This is a genomic window from Rathayibacter oskolensis (assembly GCF_900177245.1).
GTDB lineage: Bacteria > Actinomycetota > Actinomycetes > Actinomycetales > Microbacteriaceae > Rathayibacter > Rathayibacter oskolensis.
Genome location: NZ_FXBM01000002.1, coordinates 581,521 through 603,152 on the forward strand (window position 1 = coordinate 581,521; position 21,632 = coordinate 603,152).

Sequence of the window (21,632 nt, forward strand, 5' to 3'; positions counted from 1 at the left end):
AGGGGCTGACGTCGGCCCGGGTTCAGCCCTTGACCGCTCCGGAGGTCATCCCGGCGACGATCTGGCGGTTGAAGAAGATGTACATCACGAGCGGCGGGATCGTGATCAGCAGCACGTCCATGAAGAGCAGGTTCCACGACGACTGCGACTGCGACGAGAAGTTGTACAGCGTGAGCTGCACGGTCGCGTTCTCGTCCCCCGGCAGGAAGTACAGGGCGTAGGTGAAGTCGTTGAACACCGTCACCGCCTGCACCACGATGACCGTCACGATCACGGGCTTCAGCAGCGGGAGCACCACCGTGAAGAACAGTCGGAACGGGCCGGCGCCGTCGATCACCGCGGCCTCGTCGAGCTCGCGCGGGATCGTCGAGACGAAGGCGCGGAACAGGAGGATGCAGAACGACAGGCCGAAGGCGACGTGGACGGCGATCAGACCCGGCAGCGTCTTGAAGAGCTCGAGGCCCTGCAGCACCCAGATCGTCGGCACGACGGCCGGCGGGATGATCAGGCCGGCGAGGACGAGGCCGTTGACGAACGGGTTCCACTTGGAGCGGCGGCGCTGCAGCACGTAGCCGACCATCGCGGCGAGGACCACCATGATCGTCACCGAGACGATCGTGAGGACCGCGCTGTTCACGAAGGCGCGCAGCAGCACGAAGTCGCGCGCCTCGATCACGGCCTGCAGGTTCTGGAAGAACTGCCACTCGGTCGGCCAGGTGAAGCCGAGCAGCGACGACTCCTGCTGCGTCTTCGCCGCGGTGAGGACGATGAACGCGAAGGGCACGATGAACACGAGGACCGACAGCACGATGGCGGCGATACCGCCGCCGTACCGCCAGGCGCGCGACCCGCGGCCGACGCCGCGCTGCTTGACCTTCGAGCGCAGGGGATCGACGTCGAGGGGAGCGCCGGTGAGCGGGGACGGAGTGAGCGGGGTGGTGGTCACTGCTCGTTGTCCTTCCGGTTGAGCCAGGCCGAGAGCGGGAAGATGATCGCCGCCACGACGAGGAAGAGGATGACGTTGCCCGCGGTCGAGAGCCCGTAGAAGCCCGCCTGGTACTGCTTGTAGATGACCGAGGCGACCACGTCGCTCGTGAAGCCCGGACCGCCCTTCGTCATCGCCCAGATCAGGTCGAACGAGCGCAGCCCGCCGATCAGCGAGAGGAGGATCACCGTCACCGTCGCGGGACGCAGCAGCGGCAGGGTGATGTGCCGGAAGTTGTGCCAGGCTCCCGCACCGTCGACGCGGGCGGCCTCGAAGTAGTCCTGGGGGATCGCGACGATGCCCGCGATGTAGATGAGCGTCGCGAGCCCGACGCCCTTCCAGACGTCGACGAGCGCGACCGAGAAGAGCGCCCACTGCGGATCCGTCAGCCAGCCGGGGCCCGCCACCCCGATCGCGGCGAGACCCTGGTTGACGATCCCGTCGAACGGGTCGAGCAGCACCTTGAAGGTGATGCCGATGCCGATCGTCGACACCAGCACCGGGAAGAAGATGACGCTGCGGAGGAACCCGCGGCCGATGATCTGCGAGCTCAGCAGCAGGCCGAGCGCCATCCCGAGCACGATCTTGAGCCCGGAGGTGATCGCGGCGTAGATGAACGTGTTCACGAAGCCGGTCGAGAGGGCCGGATCCTGGAAGAAGGCGACGAAGTTGTCGAAGCCGATGAAGGTCGAGTCGAACAGCGTCCAGCGGGTGAGCGAGAAGTAGAGCGAGGCGACGGTCGGCACGAGGAACAGCACCACGTAGAAGACGCCGGCGGGGAGGTAGAACCAGGTGGGATACGGGCTCTTCATCGCCTTGCGGCGCTTGGGCCGCTCCGGGGCGGTGGGGGGAGGGGTGCGCCGCGTCTGGCGCTTCTCCGTCAGTGTCGTCATGGGATCTCCGTCGATCGGACCGTGGACGTGAAGGGGGTGGGGGCGACCGCGAGGCCGCCCCCACCGGGGATGCTCACCAGCCGTCGAGGCCGAGCTGCTGAGCCTGCTTGGTCACGTCGTCGTCGTACTGCGCAGCGCCCTCGGCGGCCGGGGTGATCCCCGAGCCCACCGCGACGGTGATCTGCTCGAGCGCCGGTCCCTTGATCGGCGAGAGGAACTCGAGCGCGAGACCGGTGTCGCCGCTGTCGAAGTAGGGCTGCATGTCCGAGACCAGCGCGGGCACGTCGTCCGGCAGCGTGCAGCCGTCGACGACGAACGGACCCTGGGGTGCGGCGATCTCGCTCTGGATGTCGCAGCTCTCGGGCGTCACGAGGAAGGCCATCAGCTTCTTCGCGCTCTCGAGGGCCGCGCCCTCGGTCGACTTCGCGACGTAGACCGCGTTCGGCTGCCACACGGTCAGCGGGTTCGAGTCGGCGGAGTCGCCGGGGAGCGGGAACAGCCCGACCGTGTCGAGCGCCTCCGGGTAGTTCTGGATCAGCGGGCCGGCCGCGAAGGTCAGCATCGGGTACTGCGCGCCCTCGCCGGTCGCGACCATCCGCACGCCGTCGTCGTAGGTCGCAGAAGCGAAGTCCTCGTTGACGAGGCCCGACTCGGCCACCTGCTGGAGGTGGTCGAAGCCCGCGAGGGCCGGCTCGTCGACGTACTTAGCCTCGTTGGCGGTGTACTTCTCGGCCCAGTCCGGGTCGTCCTCGAGCACGTTGGCGAAGTCGCCCAGCACGAAGAGCTGCGAGGTCCAGGTGTCGCCGTAGGTCTGGATGATCGGCGCGACGTCGCCCGCCGCCTTGATCGCCTCGCTGTTGGCGATGAACTCGTCCCAGGTCTTCGGCACCGTCAGGCCGAGGCTGCTGTAGACGTCCTTGTTGTAGAGGACCGCGCCGCCCATGGCCTGGCCGAGCGGGACGCCGTAGAGGTCCGACTCCGACGAGACGACGGTGCGGAAGCCCTCGTCGAGCGAGTCGACCCACGCCTCGTCCGAGAGCGGCGCGAGGTTCTGGTCGGGGTTGAGCGCCTGGAACAGCGAGCCGGAGTTGTAGGCGAACACGTCGCTCATCTCGCCGGTCGCCAGGCGGGTCTTGACGAGGTTGTCGCCCTCGCTGCCCTGCGGGCGGGTCTCGATGTCGAGGGTGATGTCGGGGTTCTCCTCCTCGAAGGCCGCCTTCAGCGCGTCCCAGAGCTCGACGGTCGCCGTCTGGTTGTCGATGAGGACGCTGAGCGAGGAGCCGTCGGCGGAATCGCCGCCTCCGCCTCCGCCGGTGCTGCAGCCGGTGAGCGCGAGAGCGAGGGCCGCTCCTCCTGCGCCGAGGGCGAGCAGGGCTCGCCGGTTCTGTCGGAACGACATCAATACCTCCATGTAGGGACAACTTCGTTGTTGCGGGGGGTGCCCGGGTGGTCGAGCCCGGCGTGCCGTTCGGGACGGCTGCGGGCCGACTCAGGGAGAACCTACGTCGGTCTCGTGAAACGTGTCAATCGATCTACGGAAATTCGTGGACCGATCTACACGATCGAGGTTGAACCGTTACAGTGACGAGCGCGGCAACGCGACAGCGGGGCTCTTGTCCCGCCCACCGAGGCACAGGAGGCGGCGGCGATGAGCTCGATCGACAGCGGCACCACAGGCCCCGCGACGATCCAGGACGTCGCCCTGCGGGCCGGCGTCTCCCGCGCCGCGGTCTCGAAGGTGATCCGCAACGCCTACGGAGTGAGTCCGTCGATGCGCGAGCGCGTCACGGCCGCGATCGCCGAGCTCGACTACCGTCCGAGCGTCGCGGCGCGGGCGATGCGCGGCTCCAGCTTCTCGATCGGCGTCGAGATACCGAGCCTCGGCAACGCCTTCTTCAACCGCATCGTCACGGGAGCGAGCGCCGCGCTCGAGGGCAGCCGCTACCAGCTGATCGTGGCGCCGGCGCAGAGCGACTCGGGCGAGGGGTTCCGCGCGATCGAGGCGCTCGTCGACCGCCAGGTCGACGGCCTGATCGCCGTCTCGCCCATGGTCGAGCCGTCCTGGCTCGAGCGTCTCGCCGCACGCACCCCCATCGTGATGCTCGGGCGTCACGACGACTCCGCCGGCTACGACACCGTCACCAACGACGACGTCGCGGGCACCGACCGGATCATGGACCACCTCTTCACCCTCGGCCACCGCCGCATCGCGCACCTCACCGTGAGCGAGCAGGTCACCGGCCGGGTGCCCGGCGCCCCCCACTCCGTCCGGCTCGTGCGGTACGAGCACCGGATGCGCGAGGCCGGGCTCGGGGACGAGGTGCAGGTGATCCACCTCGACCCGCTCACCGACGACACCCGCGTCCGGATGCTGGAGCTGTTCCGGTCGGTCGACCGGCCCACCGCGCTCTTCGCGGGCAACGACTCCCTCGCCCTCGACGCGCTGTGGGCGCGGGCCGACGCGGGGCTCTCCTCGACCCAGCTCTCGATCGTCGGCTACGACGACATCGAGGTCGCCGCTCATCCCGGCATCTCGCTGACCACCGTCGACCAGTTCGGCGAGGAGCTCGGCGATCGCGCGGTGCGCCTCCTGCTCGAGCGCCTCGGCGGGCGCACGGAGGCGGTCCACTTCCAGGTGGATCCCGTACTGCGGGTCCGCTCCTCGAGCGCGCCGATCGAGCGCCACTCCCTCCCCTCCGACCCTCTCCACGACCACACCGCACACCACGCAGAAGGACGACGATGACCGACTGGACCGCCCGCTTCCTGGCCGCCGACGACGCGCTCGGCGGCGCAGCCCCCCTCCTCCGCCGCGAGACCCCGCTCGAGACCGGGCACGGAGACGTCGCCTCGGCGACCCTCGCCCTCTCGGCGCTCGGGATCGTCGAGGCCACCCTCGACGGCGAGCCCGTCTCGGACGAGCTCTTCACCCCGGGCTGGACGAGCTACGAGTGGCGCCTGCGCTACTCCGAGCACGACGTGACGAGCCTCGTCGGCGGCGACTCCGTCACGCTGGGCCTCGCCCTCGGCGACGGCTGGTACCGCGGCCGGCTCACCTGGGGCGAGGGCGCAGCGCCCTACGGCCCCGAGATCGCCGGCTTCGCCGAGCTGCGGATCCGCTTCGCCGACGGCTTCGAGCAGATCATCGCCACCGACGACTCCTGGCGGGCCGGCGCGAGCGCCACCACCGCCGACAGCATCTACGACGGCCAGGACATCGACGCCCGCCGCGAGCCGCACGGCTGGAACCGTGCGGGCTTCGACGACTCGGCCTGGGGCGGCGTGCACGAGGTCGAGGTCGACCTCTCGATCCTCGAGCCCTACATCGCCCCTCCCGTGCGCCGGATCGCCGAGATCGCGCCGCAGAAGATCTGGACGAGCCCCTCCGGCCGGACGCTCGTCGACTTCGGTGAGAACCTCGTCGGCTGGATCCGCGTCGCGGTCACCGGGCCGGAGGGGAGCGTCGTGACCCTGCGTCACGCCGAGGTCCTCGAGAACGACGAGCTGGGCGTGCGGCCGCTGCGCGAGGCGAAGGCGACTGACCGCTTCACGCTCTCGGGAGGCGCCGACGTCTTCGAGCCGACCCTCACCTTCCACGGGTTCCGCTACGCGGAGGTCGACGGGTGGCCGGGTGAGATCCCGGAGGGGGCCCTCACGGCCGTCGTCGTCAGCAGCGACCTGCGCCGCATCGGCCGCTTCCGCAGCTCCGAGCCGCTCCTCGACCAGCTGCACGACAACGTGGTCCGCGGCATGCGCGGCAACTTCCTCGACGTGCCGACCGACTGCCCCCAGCGCGACGAGCGCCTCGGCTGGACGGGCGACATCGCGGCCTTCGCGCCGACCGCCGTCTACCTCTTCGACGCCGAGGACTTCCTCCGCGACTGGCTGCGCGACCTGGCCCTCGAGCAGCAGCACCACGACGGCGCCGTGCCGTTCGTCGTGCCCGACGTGCTGAAGCGCCGCGCGGCCGAGACCAGCTTCCCTCCCATGGACTCGACGGCGCTCTGGAGTGACGCCGCGGCCTGGGTGCCGTGGTCGGTCTGGCAGGCCTACGGCGACCGCCGGGTGCTCGAGGAGTCGTTCGAGTCGATGGCCTCGCACGCTCGTCGGGTGCGCTCGAAGCTGTCCCCCTCCGGCGTCTGGGACACCGGCTTCCAGTTCGGAGACTGGCTCGACCCCGACGCGGCTCCCGATGCGCCCGCCGATGCCAAGGCCGACAAGGGAGTCGTCGCGACGGCCTGCGCCTACCGCACGGCCCGCATCGTCGCCGACAGCGCCGCGGTGCTCGGCCGCGACGAGGAGGCGCGCGAGTTCGCCGACCTGGCCGCCGGTCTGCGCGAGGCGTTCCGCGCGCAGTACGTCGCCGACCAGCGCGTCTTCAGCGACTGCACCACCGTCTACTCGCTCGCGATCGTCTTCGGCCTGCTCGACGACGACGAGCTGGGCTGGGCGGGCGACCGCCTCGCCGAGCTCGTCGCCGAGAGCGGCTACACGATCTCGACCGGATTCGCGGGCACGCCGTTCATCACCGACGCGCTCTCCTCGACCGGGCACATCGACGCCGCCTACCGCCTGCTCCTGCAGAAGGACTGCCCGTCGTGGCTCTACCCCGTGACGATGGGCGCGACGACGATCTGGGAGCGCTGGGACTCGATGCTGCCCGACGGCTCGATCAACCCCGGCGAGATGACCTCGTTCAACCACTACGCGCTCGGCGCCGTCGCCGACTGGCTGCACCGCGTGGTCGGCGGGCTGGCACCGCTCGACCCCGGCTACTCCCGCCTCCTGATCGCGCCCCAGCCCGGTGCCGGCCTCGACTGGGCGGAGTCGTCGCTCGAGACCCCTCACGGACTCGCGAGCGTGCGCTGGGACCGCCGCGGCGACTCCGTCGATCTCGCCGTGACCGTGCCCGCCGGCGCGACCGCGGTCGTCCGCGCGGCCGGCGCTGCCGACCGCGAGCTGGGCGCGGGCGCCCACACGCTGACGCTCTAGCGCCGCCGGGGGAACCCGTTCGCGCCGAAGGAGCCCGCCCGCCGGGCTCCCTCGCCGAGAACGGGTTCCCTCGCGGGGGGAACACGGGTGCACGAAGAGTACAGATCGTGCAAGAATGCACTTTGTGAGTGAGAGTGCAAACGCGAGAGCGCAGGAGCGGCGAGCCCTGCTCGCTGCCCGCGCCCGCGAGCTCGCGGTCGAGCGCGGGCTCGGCGGCTTCACCATCGACGAGCTGTGCGACGACGTCGGCGTCTCGCGGCGCACCTTCTTCAACTACTTCCCGTCGAAGGAGCAGGCCGTCCTCGGCCGGCCCGAGGACGGGCTCGACGGCGAGGCGGCCGCGCGGTTCGTGGCCGGAGGCGGCACGCCGGGAACCCTGTCGCCCACCCTCCTCGACGGCCTCGTCGACCTCGCCGTCGAGCACTTCCGGGCGATCGGACTCACGCCCGACCGCGCCCAGCAGCTCTTCGCCCTGCTCGAGCGGGAGCCCAAGCTCTTCTCCGCGCTGATGCGGGCGGGGAGCGAGCGCGACCGGCTGCTCGAGCGCCTCTCCGCCGAGCGCGAGGGGCTCGACCCGGGCGACGTCCGCCTCCGGCTCGCCGTGCAGCTCGTCGGCACGCTCGCGCGCGTCGCGGTGGAGGAGTCGCTCGCGACCGACGCCGCCGACCGGTTCGAGCAGATCCTCCGCGAGCGTCTCGACCAGGCGCGATCGCTCGTCAGCGCCGCGCCCCGACCCTCCGCCTCCGAAGCCGCCCCCGCCCCCGACCCCGAGAAGGACCGATGACCACGACCGCCCCACCGAAGCCGCTCCTGCTCACGCAGCGCAGGATCTGGATCATCTTCTCGGCGCTCATCGCCGGCATGCTGCTCTCGAGCCTCGACCAGACCATCGTCTCCACGGCGATGCCGACGATCGTCGGCCAGCTCGGCGGAGTCGAGCACCAGGCCTGGATCACGACCGCCTACCTCCTCGCCACCACGATCGTCATGCCGATCTACGGCAAGTTCGGCGACGTGCTCGGCAGGCGCAACCTCTTCCTGATCGCGATCGCGCTGTTCACCCTCGCCTCCGTCGGCTGCGCCTTCGCCGGCGACTTCTGGAGCTTCGTCGTCTTCCGCGCGCTCCAGGGCCTCGGCGGCGGCGGGCTCATGATCCTGTCGCAGGCGATCATCGCCGACATCGTCCCGGCCAACCAGCGCGGCAAGTACCTCGGCCCGCTCGGCGCCGTCTTCGGCCTCTCGGCCATCGCCGGCCCCCTCCTCGGCGGTCTCTTCGTCGACCACCTGACCTGGCAGTGGGCGTTCTACATCAACATCCCCGTCGGCATCGCGGCCTTCGCGATCGCCTGGTTCGCGCTCACCCTGCCCAGCAAGAGGGCGCAGAAGCGGATCGACATCCCCGGAGTCGTCCTGCTCTCGGCCGCGACCACCCTGCTCATCTTCTTCACCGACTTCGGCGGCGACGCCGAGTACGGCTGGGGCGACCCGCTGACCTGGCTCCTCGGCGCCGGTTTCGTGGTCGCCGTCGCGGGCTTCGTCTGGGTGGAGTCGCGCGCCGACGACCCGATCATCCCGCTGAGCCTGTTCCGCAACCCGATCTTCGTGAACGCGACCGCCATCGGCCTGACGCTGGGGCTCGGCATGTTCTCGGCGATCGCGTTCCTGCCGACGTTCCTGCAGATGGCGTCGGGCACCTCGGCCGCCGTCTCCGGTCTGCTGATGCTGCCGATGATGGTGGGCCTGATGGGCACGTCGATCGCGTCGGGTCTGCTGATCACCCGCACGGGGAAGTACAAGATCTACCCGATCGTCGGCACGATCCTCACCGCGCTCGCGATGACGGCCATGACCACGCTCGCGGCCGACACCCCGATCTGGCTGATCTGCGTCTACCTCCTCTTCTTCGGCGCCGGACTCGGCCTGATCATGCAGGTCGTCGTCCTGGTCGTGCAGAACGCGGTCCCGGTCGAGCAGATCGGTACCGCGACCAGCTCGAACAACTACTTCCGTGAGGTGGGGGCGGCCCTGGGAGTCGCCATCTTCGGCACGATCTTCACCAACTCCCTCACCGAGAAGCTGACGGCAGTCTTCGCCGGGGCCGGCGACTCCGCGGCGGGCGCCTCGGCGGCGACCCTCGATCCGCAGACTCTCGACACGCTCCCGCAGTCGGTGCAGGACGGAGTCGTGGCCGCCTACGCGGATTCGCTCGCGCCGGTGTTCTGGTACCTCATCCCGTTCATCCTGATCGCTCTGGTGCTCGCGATCTTCCTCAAGCAGGTGCCGCTGTCGGATCAGGCCGGGATGGTCGCCCGCGGCGAGGCCGTCGGCGGCGAGGAGGCCGAGCGGATGTTCCGCGAGGAGTCGGAGACCTCGACCACCCGCGGAGTCACCACCCCCTGACCGGGCCCGCTGCAGCGCGGACGCTAGGCGGCGATCGACTCCTCGACGGGGTCGGTCGCCGTCGGCGTCTCGGCGGCCGGAATCGTCTCGTCGGCCGGAGCCTGCTCGGCGGCCAGCCGGGCGCGCTCGACCCCCGCGATCAGCACCGCGAACGCCTCCTCGAGCGAGTCGGAGTCGCGCAGCAGGATGCGCTCACCGGTCTCGACCTCGAGGCGGACGGTCTTGAAGACCGGTCGCGGCAGATCGGCGGCGAAGGTGATCAGGCCGAGGGCGACACCGGCGCGCCGGGCGCGCGCGATCCAGCGGTTGGAGTGGGTGCGGAGCAGGATCATGGCCGGGCCGTTCTCGAGGGGTGGGGATTGCGGCGGGGGAGTACGAGTGGATCCTCTCGAAGCTTCCTGCATGGGAGGCCTCCGGTTCCTGCACTTGACATCAACGTTCTCGAGAGTGGCGCGCCTGCGACAGGATGAGAGCTCGAACGCACGAGGCGGGAGATGCATGCCCGAGACGACCGAGACGGATCCGCGCTACCACGCGGCGTACCAGCGCGGCTATGAGGGCCCGGCGCCCGAGCGGCTGACGCGGGCCGAGGAGCGCTTCCGCCGTCCGCGCCGCGGCGAGCCCGGCCGCGAGATGCGCGGAGAGCCCCGGGCCGAGATCCCCGTGCTCCGCGATCGCCGCGCGGTGCGCTCCGAGCCCGCGCCCGCCCTCGTCCCCCCGACCGACGAGGTCGAGGTGACGCTCGCGCTGCCGGCCCCGACCCTCGGCCGCCGCGTCCCGATCACTCTGGCGATCATCGGCGCCGTGCTCGTCCCATTCGGTTCGATCGCGCTCTGGTGGGCGACGAACAGCGAGTTCGGCTACACCACCTACGTCGACGGCGTGGACCCCGAGCAGTACCTCCGGCTCGTGCTGCAGTACACCTCGACGCCGGCCCTGACCGTCGGTCTGCTGTCGCTCAGCGCGGCCGTCGTGGCCCAGGCGCTCCGGGCGCAGCGCCCATGACCCGCGCCCGAGTGTGGTGGGGAGCCGCGGTCGCCGTCGAGCTGCTCCTGTGCGCCGTCGTGCTCGCGATCCCGGTGATCATCCTCCTGCTGCCGAACCAGTGGCAGGGCGATTCGCCGACGGTCCCGACCGAGATCATCGTGCGGCAGGCGCTCTCGCAGGCCGCGCCGGCGTTCGCGACGGCGGCACTGGCGCTGCTGAGCGTCCTGGTCGTGGCGGCGTTCGGGCGGGACAGGCCGAAGCGCGCCGAGCGGGAGGCCGAGCCCGATGACGGCTGGGCCGAAGCCCTCGTCGAGGCGCCCCCCGCTCCGCGGCGCTGACCGCACCGCCCGGAGGCGTCAGGCCGCCGTCACCAGCACCCGCACATCCCACGCGCCGAGCGCGAGCAGCGATCCGGAGGCGAGCGCCTCACCCGAGTGCAGATCCTCGGCCGCGAACGGGACGGCGACCGACGCCGGCTCCCACGACCAGTTCTGCACCACGTGCAGGCGCTCGCCGCGGGCGTTGACGGCGGAGTGGACCCGCACGCTCCCGGCCTCCGGTCGCCACGGCGAGAGACCGGCGACCTCGCCGGCCCACGAGAGCACGGCGGAGGCGAAGCGCGGGTCGGGCAGGCCGCCCACGGTCGAGACGCGGCCGGCTCCGTGCGCGCGGGTGGTCACGGCCGCGTAGTCCCCGTGGAACGGGTGGTCGTAGCGGGCGAGGACGCTCGCCTCCGTGACCTCGTAGTCCTCGATCCACGAGGTGACCCCCGCGCCGGAGGGCACCACGAGAGGCGGCAGGCCGTCGACCTCGACCGCGAGCACCGGCACCGGCTGCTCGGGGTTGGTGTACTCGTCGTACCAGGCGCCGGCCGCCGCCGCGAGACCGCCTCCCGGAGCGACCTCGAGGCGCGCGCGAGCCTGGGTGTCGGCGTACCCGGTGCGCGGGCCGAGCACGAGGTGGCCGCCCGCCTCGGCGTAGGCGAGCAGCCAGGCGAGCACCGCGTCGTCGGCGGCGTAGTAGGCCGACACCACGAAGACCGGCTGCTCGGCCGCCACCGTCGCCGGGTCGTGCTCGAGCAGGCCGCTCGCGTGGAACAGCCGCGTCTGGAGGCCGGCGTCGAACGCGCCGCGCACGAACGCCTCCACCAGCGGCGAGTAGGAGTCGGGCACCGGCATCCCGTCGGGGCCGCCGAGCGGACCGAAGCGCTCGAGGGTCCACTTCGACGCGTGGTCGTAGAGGACGCCGACCTGCGCGTCGGGCGCGAGGCCGACGATCCGGTCGCCCAGCTCGCCGAGCTCGGCGCCGATCGCGGCGATCTCGCGGTAGGTGCGGCCGGGCTTCTGCGAGTGCGGGAGCACGCCTCCCCAGTAGGTCTCGGGGCCGAAGTGCAGCGTGTGCCAGTGCCAGTACTCGATCATCTGCGCGCCGCGGCTGATCAGCGCCCAGACCCCCTGGCGGCGCTGGCCGGGGTAGCCGGGGTTGTTCATCGACGAGAAGCCGATCGACTGCGCGCCCACCTCGGTCACCAGGAACGGCTCGTGCCGCGTCCCGTACATCCAGTCGGCAGAGTGGTAGAGCGCCCAGGTGCCTTGCGTCCACCAGGTCTGCGGCTTCGTCTCGGTGTCGGGCAGTGCGAGCGAGTCCTGCGCCTTGTAGTAGGGATTGCCCGCGGTGACGGTCATCATCGCGCCGATGGCGTCGTCGCGGAGGGTCGGCCGCGAGTACGACATGCAGGTCATCACGAAGCGCTCTCCCGCGTACTCCTCGACGATGCCGGTCTGCCAGCGCATGTACTCGGTGAGCAGATCCGCCTGGAACAGGCGCCAGGCGAGGTCGTACTGCGGGAGGAAGTTGGCGTCGGGGCGCCAGAGGTCGCTCCAGTCGGTGAGGCGGTGCGACCAGTAGGTGAGGCCCCACTCCTCGTTGAGGCGGTCGACGGTCCCGTAGCTGTGCCGGAGGTGGTCGCGGAAGCGCTCGAAGGCCTGGTGGTTGAAGATCTGCCAGGCGCCGGGCTCGTTGTCGACCTGGAACCCGATGATCGAGGGGTGCTCGGCGTGGCGTTCGAGGATCCTCCGGACGACGCGCTCGACGTGGAAGCGGAAGGCGGCGTGCGCGACGTCGATCTCCTGCCGCATGCCCCAGCCGAACGGCCTGCCCGTGGCGATCTCGACGTTGATCTCGGGGTAGCGGCGCTGGAGCCACGGCGGGATCGCGTAGGTCGGGGTGCCGAGGATCACGCCGATCCCGAACTCCTGCGCGGTGTCGAGCACCGGAGTGATCCACTCGAGGTCGAACGTGTCGTCCTCGGGCTCCCAGGTCGACCAGACGGACTCGCCGATGCGGATGACGGTGAAGCCGGCCGCCGCCATCTCCTCGAAGTCCTGCCGGAGTCGGGTAGTCGGCTGGTACTCGTGGTAGTACGCGGCTCCGAAGAGCACCTGGGGCGGGGTGTAGGGCATGCGAGGAGCCTTCCGAAACAGTTTCCTGCAGTTTCGCAGGTGCGCTCAGAGTAGGAGGCGGGATGCCGCATTCGCAACCAGGACGGGGGGATCCGCTGCCGTCCCGCGACGAAACAGTTTCAGCTAGGGTCGACGCACACTCCCGACCGGAAGGCCCCCGTGGCTCGCACCCCCGACACCCGCGTCACCCTCGACGCGGTCGCTGCGCACGCCGGCGTCTCGAAGGCGACCGCGTCGAAGGTGCTCAACGGCCGCCCCGGCGCGTCCCCCGCGACGCGCGCCCGGGTCGAGCAGTCCCTCCGCGAGCTCGGCTACTCGCCGAGCACCCGGGCCTCCCGGATCGGCGGCGGGATCACGGTCGTCTTCGACACCCTCCTGAGCCTCTACTCGCTGCGCGTGCTCGAGGGCGTCGTCGGGGGAGCGCAGAGCGAGCGGGTCGACGTCGTCACCGGCGTCCTCACTCCGGGCACGTCCGCCGAGGAGGGACTGCGCTTCGACCGCGCCTTCGTCCGCTCCGTGGCGGCGAAGGGGCACCTCGGGATCCTCGCCGTCACCACCGCGATCGACGCCGGCATCGTCGCCGCCTGCGCCGAGACCGGCCTCCCGCTCGTCGCGGTCGACGCGCCGAACCCGCTCGACCCCTCCGTCGTGAGCGTCGGCTCGAACCACTGGGTCGGCGGCCAGCAGTCGACAGAGCACCTGGTCGCGCTCGGGCACCGGAGGATCGCCTTCGTCGGCGGCGACGCCCGCAATCCCGGTCTGCGGGCCCGCTACGGCGGCTACCGCGAGGCGCTCGCCGCCGCCGGCATCGCGGAGGATCCGGCCCTCGTCTCGGAGCACGGCATGGCGAGCGCCGAGCGGATCGTGCCCGGGCTCCTCGAGCTCGCCGATCCGCCGACCGCCGTCGTCGCCACCAACGACATCGACGCGTTCCAGGCGATCCGCGCCGCGACGGCGGCGGGTCGGAGGGTCCCCGACGACCTCAGCGTCATGGGCTACGACGACACCTTCGCCGTGCTGCCCACCGCCCCGCTGCTGTCGACCGTGCACACTCCGATGCACGACATCGGGCGCCTGGCCGTCGAGACGCTGATCCGGATGCACGACGGGATCGCCCCGATCTCGCACCGCATCGAGCTCGCGACGACCCTCGTCGTCCGCGAGTCCACGGCGCCCCCGCGCCGCTGACGTGGATCAGGCCGAGCGCCGGCGCACGCCGATCAGGACGACCAGGCGGAGGAAGCCGACCAGGAACGTGGCGAGCAGCGCCGCGAACAGCAGCAGCACTCCCGCCCCGGCGACCCAGGTGGTCTCTCCGGAGGTGCCCTGGATCAGGAACTCGAGGCAGAACAGCGCCAGCCCGGTGTAGGCGAGCACGAGCACGATGATCGTGCCGGGCCGCATCAGCCGCTCCCGGGGCGTCCGCCAGAGCGCGGGCGGCTCGAACGCGCGGCGGAAGAGCCGCAGCGTCAGCGTGCCGACCAGGCCGATCAGGGCCGTCGCGATCAGCACGATGCCCACCGCGCCGATCCCGCCGTCGGACACGTCCGCCATCGACAGGGCGAGTCCCGTCGCGGTCACCACGGCCCCGAGCACTCCCGCGATCATCGCCGCGAACATCCCGAAGCCGCCGCGCAGCACGCTCTCGCGCTCGGGCCGGGGGGTCAGCGGCGCGTCGACCACGCGCTGCGGCGCCGGCGGGCGGGGGGAGGCGGACTCGCTCGGTCCGCCCCGGCCGGATGCGGTCCCCTGCGTCTCGACGACGTTCTCGCGAACGGGGATGTAGCGCAGCGGCGCCTCGATGCGCACCTCGGGTCGACCGCGGACGACGACCGTCGCGCCGACGCCGACGCCGCGCGGGAGGAGCGAGGGCGCGAGGAGCAGGGTGTCGCCGGAGCCGAGCGACCACTCGGCCGCGCGGGGCTCGGTGCCGTACCACTCCGCCGCCTGAGCGCCGCCCAGAGTGATCTCGATCGGTCGCCCGTCGAGGAAGGTCTCGGCGTCCAGATCGGTCCGGCCGAGGTTCCGCACCGTCGCGGACACCCGCCACCAGTCGTCGCCCGCGTGCGAGAGCAGCACCTCGACGTCGACCAGGGAGGCGGGCTTCGCGCGGCGTCGGCCCACCACGACCACGACGACCGCCGCGATCGCGACGAGCAGTCCGCCGAGCAGGCCCACGACGGCGACGATGATCTCCATCCCCCCAGTCAACCAGTCGACGCCGCTCGGGCACTGCGAGGCGGCGGGCTCCCGAGGGTTTGGCCCCTCGCGGAGGGTTCTGCATACTGAAGCAGCCGCCCCCAACAGGGAGCGTTCAGCTGCGACAGCGGAGGGTGGAGCGGTGTCGACCGTGCGCAACCGGGCTCCCGTCGCCCGCCGGACCGCCAGCCCCCTGCCTCTCGTGCTGGGCGCGGCGGGCCTCGTGGCGAGCCTCGCGCTGGCCATTCTCGCCGCCTCCACGGCCGCCGCGCCGGTGCGAATCCTCGGCCTCTCGCTGCCCCTGGTCCGCGGCACGGCGGTGTGGATGAGCGTCGTCGGCTACCTGCTGACCCCGCTCCTCGTCTTCCTCGCGGCCGGCTGGGACCTGTCGAGCCAGCGCGCGAGCACCCTCCGCGACGCCCGGCACTTCGCTCCCGACCCGCGGCTCACTCGCGCACTCCTGTGGCTCTCCGGCGCCGCCCTCCTCCTCGGTGCGTGGCACGTGCTGAACATCAGCGTCCCGGTCTCCGAATGGCTGGGCACGTGATCCGCCGCGTGCTCGCGGTGGTCCTCGCCGCGCTCCTCCTCGTCCTGGGGTTCGGAGCGGCGGCACAGGCGCAGACCACCGCGGCCCCCTCCGCCTCCCTCACCGACATCGGCCGCGGCGCCATCGAGGATCTCCGCACCTGCCTCTCCTCCTCCGACGTGCTCAACGTCTACTACCTCGTCGACAACTCCGGATCGCTGAACACCGGGGGCGAGGACGGCCGCGGCTCCGACCCCGATGTCGCCCGCGCCGACATCCTCGCGGGCAGCCTCGCCGAGCTCGGCGGCCTCCGCGACGACCTGACCGTCAACTGGGGGGCCGCGTTCTTCAGCCGCGCGTTCGAGTCCGCGGTCGACTGGCGTCCGTGGACGGGCGACAGCCCGGCGGCGCTCGCCGACACCATCCGCGCGAAGACCCCCGGCGGCGGCACGAACTGGCTCGCGGGGCTCCAGGGAGTGCAGTCCGCGCTGCAGAGCCAGCCGAGCGCCGGCTCCGCCTGCCAGCTCGTCGTCTGGCTGACCGACGGCGAGATCGACCTCGGCTCGGCGCAGGCCACCGCGGATGCCACCAACGCGCTCTGCGGCGCGCGCATCGACCCCGACGGCGACGAGCCGGGCGGCTTCGGCGTGCTCGCGGCGCTCCGCCAGGCCGGAGTCGTCGTGATCGGCACCCTCCTCGCCGACGGCGAGCAGCGCGAGCAGGCGCGGGTGATGTGGCCGCTGGTCGAGGGCAGCGGCACCTACGGAGGCGGCACCGCCACCTGCGGACCGGCGACGGCCCCCGAGGGCTCGGTCCGCGGCGCCGTCGTCGACGCCTCCGATCCGGCGGCGCTCGCCTCCGTGTTCCTCGAGCTCGGGTCTCGGATCGCCGGCGGATCCCAGCAGGGCCTCGCGGCCGACGGCACCTTCTGGATCGACGGCGGCGTCTCGAGGGTGCAGGCCGTGGTCACCGAGAGCGACTGGACGCTGCAGCCCCCCGCCGGCTCCGGACTCGGCACCCTGACCGCGGCGTCCCCCGAGGTGCAGGTCAGCGGCTCCTCCGGCGCGCAGCTCGTCGAGCTCGCCGTCGACCGCCCGGAGCTGCGGGGGCAGTGGACGCTCACCGGCGCCGACAGCGTCTTCTACTTCTCCGATCTGCGGATCGTCTTCGACGACGCCAACCAGGTCGAGCGCGCGGCCGACGGCTCCCTCGCGGCGAGCCTGACCGCCCGCGTCGAGCACGCCGACGGCTCGCCGGCCGACCTCTCGGTCTTCGACCAGGCCGTCTTCACGGCGACCTCGACCGCCGACGGCAGCACCGCCGCGCTGCCCGACGCGCGCATCGACGAGGCATCCGGAGTGATCACCCTCCCGCTGCCCGCCGACGTGACCGCCTCCGAGATCCTCGTGACCGCCTCCGTCGACCCGCTGACCACCGCGCCGCACCAGGTCGCCCTCGCGCCCGTCACCACGCAGCAGAGCATCACCACCGTCCTGCCGGCCGAGTTCCCCAGCGTCTCGTCACCGCTCGCTCTGAGCGAGCTCACCGGGGCCGAGGGCCGGGCGGAGGGGACCCTCGCGATCCAGGGACCGTCGAGCGGCGGCGGCGGCCAGGTCTGCCTGACCGAGCCGCCGACCGTGACGAGCGACAACGCCGATCGCTCCGACAGCTGGATCTGGACCTTCGCGGTCGACGGCGACGTCCTCGCGCCGGGTACCTGCGTCTTCGCCGAGCCGGGTGCGACCACCGCCCTCACGGTCACCGCCGAGAACCCCGTCGCCGCCTACTCCTCGGTCACCGCCGCCCTCCCGCTCGACATCCGCACCGCCACCGGCAGCAGCGCGCCGCAGACGATCGCGCTCTCGTTCCCCTCGACCTTCCCCGTGAACGCGGCCGCGATCGGGCTGGTCTCGCTGGTGCTGCTCCTGCTCGGGGTGCTGCTCCCGCTCCTCCTGCTCTGGCTCTTCAACCGCCGCACCACGCGGATCGCGATGGAGGGTTCGTTCCAGCGCGGCACGATCCCGGTCGAGATCACCCCGGAGGCGGTGCGCCCGGCGCCGACGGCCGGTCGCCTCGACGAGCGCTTCCGCTACCTCCGCAGCGAGACCGGGGTGCGCGAGCTGCCCGACGCCGAGCTCGGGCGCCTCCGCGCGCACGTGCCGTGGTGGCCGCTGAAGGCGCCGAGCTACCGGGTCGGTCCGCCCGCGAACGGCGTGGTGGTCGCCTCCCGCACCGGCACCCGCAGCACCTCGGCCGGGCGGCCGCTGCCGAGCGGCGGAGTGGCGTTCTCGGCCCTCCCGCTCGACTCCTTCTGGGCGATCGTCGTCCCCGAGCACGAGCTCGACCGGCCCCGGAGCGAGGACCCCGTCCGCGCCACCGCGGTGCTCTACCACCGTGTCGACCGCGACGACGAGGCGCAGTACGAGCGCCGCCTCGACGACCTGCTCCGCGACTCCGGCGCGCCCGCCTGGGTCACCGTCGACACCCTCCGCCGCGAGCGGGCTGCGAGCCGGCCCGAGCCGAAGGAGCCGCCGCGCACCGAGCCCCGCGACGGCGTCCCACCGCGCGTCGGCGCGTCGTCCGCCCCCTCCCGTCCGGGCTCGCCCCCGCGGCCCGGCACCCCGCCGCCGCGACCGGGCGGTGCTCCCGGCCGACCGAGCTCGCCGCCCCCGCCACGGCCCGGAGGCGCGCCGCCGCCCCCGCCGCCCGGCCGCTCCGGCCCCCGAACCCCTCCGCCCCGCGGTCGCTGACAGCGACTCCCTCAGCGACACGACGAAAGCAGATCCTCATGCTCAAACCCTTCCTCCTCATCGGAGTCGGCGGCTCCGGCGGCAAGACCCTCCGCGGCATCAAGTACCAGCTCGAGCTCAAGCTCCAGCAGCTGGGCTGGGAGGGCGGGATCCCGGCCGCCTGGCGCTTCCTGCACTTCGACACCCCCACCGTCCAGGACGGCATGGAGTACCAGGCGCCGTTCCTGCCGCGCCAGGACTACCGCGGCCTCGTCAGCACGGCGGCGACGTTCGACATCGTGCACGGCTCGATCACGAGCGCGCACGCGACGAACAACGCGATGCGCCACGACATCGAGCGCCAGCTGCCCGACCCGAGCCTGGTCAAGGTCGACGTCACCAAGGGCGCGGGCCAGTACCGCGCCGTCGGCCGCGCGGTCGCGCTCGCCGCGACGAAGGAGATCGCGCAGGCCGCGCGCATCGCGATCGGCCGCATGAACGACGCGGAGGCGCTCGCCGAGCTGCAGACGCTGGGCCAGCGCCTGCGCGCCCGAGACGACGGCGGCGACGGCAGCCCGATCGTCATCGTGATCTCGTCGGTCGCCGGCGGCTCGGGGGCCGGGCAGTTCCTCGACATCATCGAGATCGTCAAGTCGACCGCCAAGCAGTACCCGTGGTCGAACCAGTTCTTCAGCATGCTCTACGCGCCCGACGTCTTCGACCAGCTGAACGTCACCGCCGGCATGCCCGGCAATGCGCTCGCCTCGATCTCCGAGACCATGAACGGCTTCTGGACCGACACTCCGTCGCCGGCGACCCTCGAGCTGCTGCGCACCAAGGGCGTCGCGCCCTCGTACGGCGCCGCGATGGACCGGGTCGGCGCCGCCTACCCCTTCATCGTCGGCCGCAGCAACAGCAAGGTCACCTTCGAGGACCAGAACGCCGTCTACGACGCCGTCGCCACCAGCCTCACCGCGTGGATGATCGACGAGCGCGTGCAGGACGACATGATCGCCTACTCCTCGGGCAACTGGCAGGCGCGCTCGGCCGCGAACGTGCTGCCCGACAACTCCGGGCTGATGAGCCCCGCGCACCACTCGCCGCCCTTCTCCTCGATCGGCTTCGGCCGCGTCACCCTCGGCCGCGAGCGGTTCCTCGAGTACTCGGCCGAGCGCTTCGCCCGCTCGGCGATCGACCGGATGCTGTTCGCGCACGCCGAGGAGGATCCGCAGTTCGAGCGGATGACCGAGCGCGAGTACATCGAGAAGTCGGCCGACAGCGAGTACCAGCGCTTCCTCCGCGAGCTGCGCCTGAACGAGGAGACCGCCGAGCACAACGACGTCACCGACGCGCTGCGCGACACCGCCACTCTCGACCTGATCAAGGCCGAGCTGCAGCGCACCGCCGATGACGAGCTGAGCCGCCCCGAGTCGCTCGACCGCCAGGGCGGCACCGACATCACCACCTGGACCGACCGCCTGGTCAACGAGTACACCCGCGCCGCCCCGCGCCTGCTCCAGCGCGACCGCGAGGCGCGCCAGCAGCGCCTCGACGAGTGGACGCGCACCATGCCCGGCCACATCCTCGAGACCGTCTCGCGCTACGTCGCGCAGGACGGTCTGCCGGTCGTCGTCGCGATGCTCCGCCGCCTCGAGCGCGGCCTCAAGGGCACCGTCGACGCCCTGCGCGTCGAGGCGCGCCAGCACGAGGAGTGGGTGGGCACGCTCAGCTCGCTCGTCTCGGACGAGCTGCGCACCGCCGCCAACCAGCAGTCGATCCGCCCCGATCAGGAGGCGGTGCAGTTCGCGATCCAGCGGCTCGGGCAGGCGCTCGAGTGGTCCTCCGAGGCGGCGCTGCGCGACTCCGCGTGGGCCCTGCTCGCCGAGCTGCGCGAGACCTTCCTCGGTCCGCTCGCCGACTACCTCGACGGCTCCCGCACCGCACTGCTCCAGCGCGTGCACTCGCGCAAGACCAGCGACGACCGCGAGAACGCCTACGACTTCTGGCCGCGCCGCGTCGACGCCACCGTGCCGCGCAAGTACAACCCGGCGCCGAACGAGCGGATGCTCGTCGAGCCCGAGAAGTACCCAGGCGAGTTCGAGAAGCTGGTGCGCGCCTCCGTCGACGGCGACGCCAAGTACCAGGACGCCGTGCTGCGGGTGCTCACCGACCAGCTCGTCGGGGTCAGCCCCGACACCGAGTCGGAGGCGGGCGCCTGGTCGCTCGTCGGCAACCCGCGCACGTGGCGGCCGACCGTCACCGCCGACCCGGCCGTCGCGAACCCCGCGCAGCGCGCCTCCTTCGAGCTCGCCACCGACCCCGAGACCTACATCACGCGGGCCCGCGCGTGGATGAAGCGCGACGGCACCCCCTTCGCCGCCTACATCGGCGAGGACCTGCTCGGCTTCTTCGACTCCGAGATCCTGCCCCCTGACGTCTTCGCCGCCCGGCGCGACCGCTACCGCGAGCAGCTCCAGGCCGCCCTCGGCGCGAGCGAGCCGCTGGTGAAGCTGAACCCGGCGCTGCTGCGCGCCGTGCACGGCAAGGCGATCAACCAGGACACCTCACTGGTGTTCAGCTCGATCCCGTTCCGCGCGGGCACCGAGATGTACGAGGTCACCAAGGGCGTCCTCGGGCAGATGGGCGTCTGGGACGACGCGACCAGCGAGTCGTGGTTCCAGGACCAGAAGGTCGACGGCATCGAGGTCTTCGCGATGTCGGGCTTCCCCTACCAGCCGATCGTCATGGACTCGGTGATGGAGCCGATCGCCCGTGGCTGGCTCGCGCAGTCGAACACCCAGGACAGCCGCGAGGCGTTCTGGAAGTTCAAGCGCGCGCGCCTGCTCGGCGAGAGCATCCCCGCCGACCCGCGGGCGATCGCGTCGATGATCCGCGGCTGGTACGTCGCCAAGGCTCTCGGCCGCCTCGCCGTCGACTCGTCGCAGGGCGAGAAGGGCCCCAAGCTCTCGGTCTGGGACCCGTCGACCCGCTCCTTCGCCGACTTCCCGCACCCGCTGCTGAGCGAGCGCAACGCGCGCGCCGCCGACTTCCCCGGAGTCGTCCTGCAGTCGCTCGCGATCGCGATGGCCCTCTGCAACGTCGAGGGCACTCTCGCGCCGCTCGCCGCCTACCGCGTGCTGATCGCCCTCGGTCGGCGCGACGACGACACCGAGCTGGCCGAGTGGCTGCAGAGCGGCGTGCTGCCCACCGGCGCGCCGGTCCCGGAGGAGTCCCGCGCGGGCACCGCCGACGGCGACCTCGCGTCGCGCCGGGCCGCCGTGCAGGCCTACCTCACGAACGAGCTGGCCCGGTTCGACAGCGACATCGTGCAGCAGGACGAGATGGTCTCGGTCTACGACTACCCGGTCACCTGGGAGATGCGCGACCAGTTCCAGGAGGCGATCCGCGGGCTCGTCTCGTCGGTGCTGTCGACCGGGCCCCGCGACACCGGAGTGTGAG

At 71.9% G+C, this 21,632-nt stretch carries 16 protein-coding genes; 10 read left to right on the forward strand and 6 right to left on the reverse strand.

Annotated elements, in window-relative coordinates; genetic code table 11:
* Positions 1-22: 22 nt before the first annotated feature.
* The 3 genes from B9Y99_RS11800 to B9Y99_RS11810 form a co-directional block, all read right to left on the reverse strand.
* Positions 23-820 carry a carbohydrate ABC transporter permease gene (locus B9Y99_RS11800; RefSeq protein ID WP_244274965.1) on the reverse strand — a complete coding sequence of 266 codons (798 nt, stop codon included), beginning with the start codon at positions 818-820 and terminating at the stop codon, positions 23-25.
* Positions 821-942: 122 nt separating this feature from the next.
* Entirely contained in the window at positions 943-1,878 is a 936-nt protein-coding gene (locus B9Y99_RS11805; protein ID WP_085476789.1) for a carbohydrate ABC transporter permease, read from the reverse strand.
* Positions 1,879-1,951: 73 nt separating this feature from the next.
* Entirely contained in the window at positions 1,952-3,277 is a 1,326-nt protein-coding gene (locus B9Y99_RS11810; protein WP_085476790.1) for an ABC transporter substrate-binding protein, read from the reverse strand.
* A 249-nt stretch (positions 3,278-3,526) separates the two neighbouring features.
* Between B9Y99_RS11810 and B9Y99_RS11815 the strand changes: the two genes are divergently transcribed.
* From B9Y99_RS11815 to B9Y99_RS11830, 4 genes are all read left to right on the forward strand, one after another.
* A complete protein-coding gene (locus tag B9Y99_RS11815; protein ID WP_085476791.1) occupies positions 3,527-4,624 on the forward strand; it encodes a LacI family DNA-binding transcriptional regulator in 1,098 nt (365 codons plus the stop codon).
* Positions 4,621-6,870 (forward strand): alpha-L-rhamnosidase, encoded by a 2,250-nt coding sequence (locus B9Y99_RS11820; protein ID WP_085476792.1) that lies wholly within the window; start codon positions 4,621-4,623, stop codon positions 6,868-6,870. Before B9Y99_RS11815 ends, B9Y99_RS11820 begins: the two co-directional genes overlap by 4 nt.
* Positions 6,871-6,994: 124 nt before the next feature.
* On the forward strand, positions 6,995-7,654 hold the full coding sequence (locus tag B9Y99_RS11825; protein ID WP_165759606.1) for a TetR family transcriptional regulator: 660 nt from the start codon (positions 6,995-6,997) through the stop codon (positions 7,652-7,654).
* Entirely contained in the window at positions 7,651-9,270 is a 1,620-nt protein-coding gene (locus tag B9Y99_RS11830) for an MDR family MFS transporter (RefSeq protein ID WP_085476794.1), read from the forward strand. Before B9Y99_RS11825 ends, B9Y99_RS11830 begins: the two co-directional genes overlap by 4 nt.
* Before the next feature lie 23 nt (positions 9,271-9,293).
* Here the strand turns inward: B9Y99_RS11830 and B9Y99_RS11835 are convergent, their stop codons facing one another.
* A complete protein-coding gene (locus B9Y99_RS11835) occupies positions 9,294-9,602 on the reverse strand; it encodes a hypothetical protein (RefSeq protein WP_085476795.1) in 309 nt (102 codons plus the stop codon).
* A gap of 166 nt (positions 9,603-9,768) precedes the next feature.
* Between B9Y99_RS11835 and B9Y99_RS11840 the strand changes: the two genes are divergently transcribed.
* Positions 9,769-10,275, forward strand: a complete 507-nt coding sequence (locus B9Y99_RS11840) for a hypothetical protein (protein WP_085476796.1) — start codon at positions 9,769-9,771, stop codon at positions 10,273-10,275.
* Positions 10,272-10,595: a hypothetical protein gene (locus B9Y99_RS11845; RefSeq protein ID WP_129588013.1), complete on the forward strand. Its 324-nt coding sequence runs from the start codon at positions 10,272-10,274 to the stop codon at positions 10,593-10,595. Before B9Y99_RS11840 ends, B9Y99_RS11845 begins: the two co-directional genes overlap by 4 nt.
* Positions 10,596-10,613: 18 nt before the next feature.
* Here the strand turns inward: B9Y99_RS11845 and B9Y99_RS11850 are convergent, their stop codons facing one another.
* Positions 10,614-12,719 (reverse strand): beta-galactosidase, encoded by a 2,106-nt coding sequence (locus B9Y99_RS11850; RefSeq protein ID WP_085476798.1) that lies wholly within the window; start codon positions 12,717-12,719, stop codon positions 10,614-10,616.
* 159 nt (positions 12,720-12,878) lie between these two features.
* Here B9Y99_RS11850 and B9Y99_RS11855 point away from each other — a divergent pair, with 159 nt between their 5' ends.
* On the forward strand, positions 12,879-13,907 hold the full coding sequence (locus B9Y99_RS11855) for a LacI family DNA-binding transcriptional regulator (protein ID WP_085476799.1): 1,029 nt from the start codon (positions 12,879-12,881) through the stop codon (positions 13,905-13,907).
* A gap of 6 nt (positions 13,908-13,913) precedes the next feature.
* On the opposite strand, the gene B9Y99_RS11860 is transcribed toward B9Y99_RS11855, so the two are convergent.
* Positions 13,914-14,918, reverse strand: a complete 1,005-nt coding sequence (locus B9Y99_RS11860; RefSeq protein ID WP_085476800.1) for a hypothetical protein — start codon at positions 14,916-14,918, stop codon at positions 13,914-13,916.
* A 142-nt stretch (positions 14,919-15,060) separates the two neighbouring features.
* On the opposite strand from B9Y99_RS11860, the gene B9Y99_RS11865 reads away from it, so the two are divergent.
* The 3 genes from B9Y99_RS11865 to B9Y99_RS11875 are packed head-to-tail and all read left to right on the forward strand — an operon-like array spanning position 15,061 to position 21,631.
* Positions 15,061-15,465, forward strand: a complete 405-nt coding sequence (locus B9Y99_RS11865; RefSeq protein WP_085476801.1) for a hypothetical protein — start codon at positions 15,061-15,063, stop codon at positions 15,463-15,465.
* Positions 15,450-18,194: a vWA domain-containing protein gene (locus B9Y99_RS11870; RefSeq protein WP_129588014.1), complete on the forward strand. Its 2,745-nt coding sequence runs from the start codon at positions 15,450-15,452 to the stop codon at positions 18,192-18,194. Before B9Y99_RS11865 ends, B9Y99_RS11870 begins: the two co-directional genes overlap by 16 nt.
* A 38-nt stretch (positions 18,195-18,232) precedes the next feature.
* Positions 18,233-21,631: a tubulin-like doman-containing protein gene (locus B9Y99_RS11875; RefSeq protein WP_085476803.1), complete on the forward strand. Its 3,399-nt coding sequence runs from the start codon at positions 18,233-18,235 to the stop codon at positions 21,629-21,631.
* The last annotated feature ends 1 nt before the right edge of the window (position 21,632 follow it).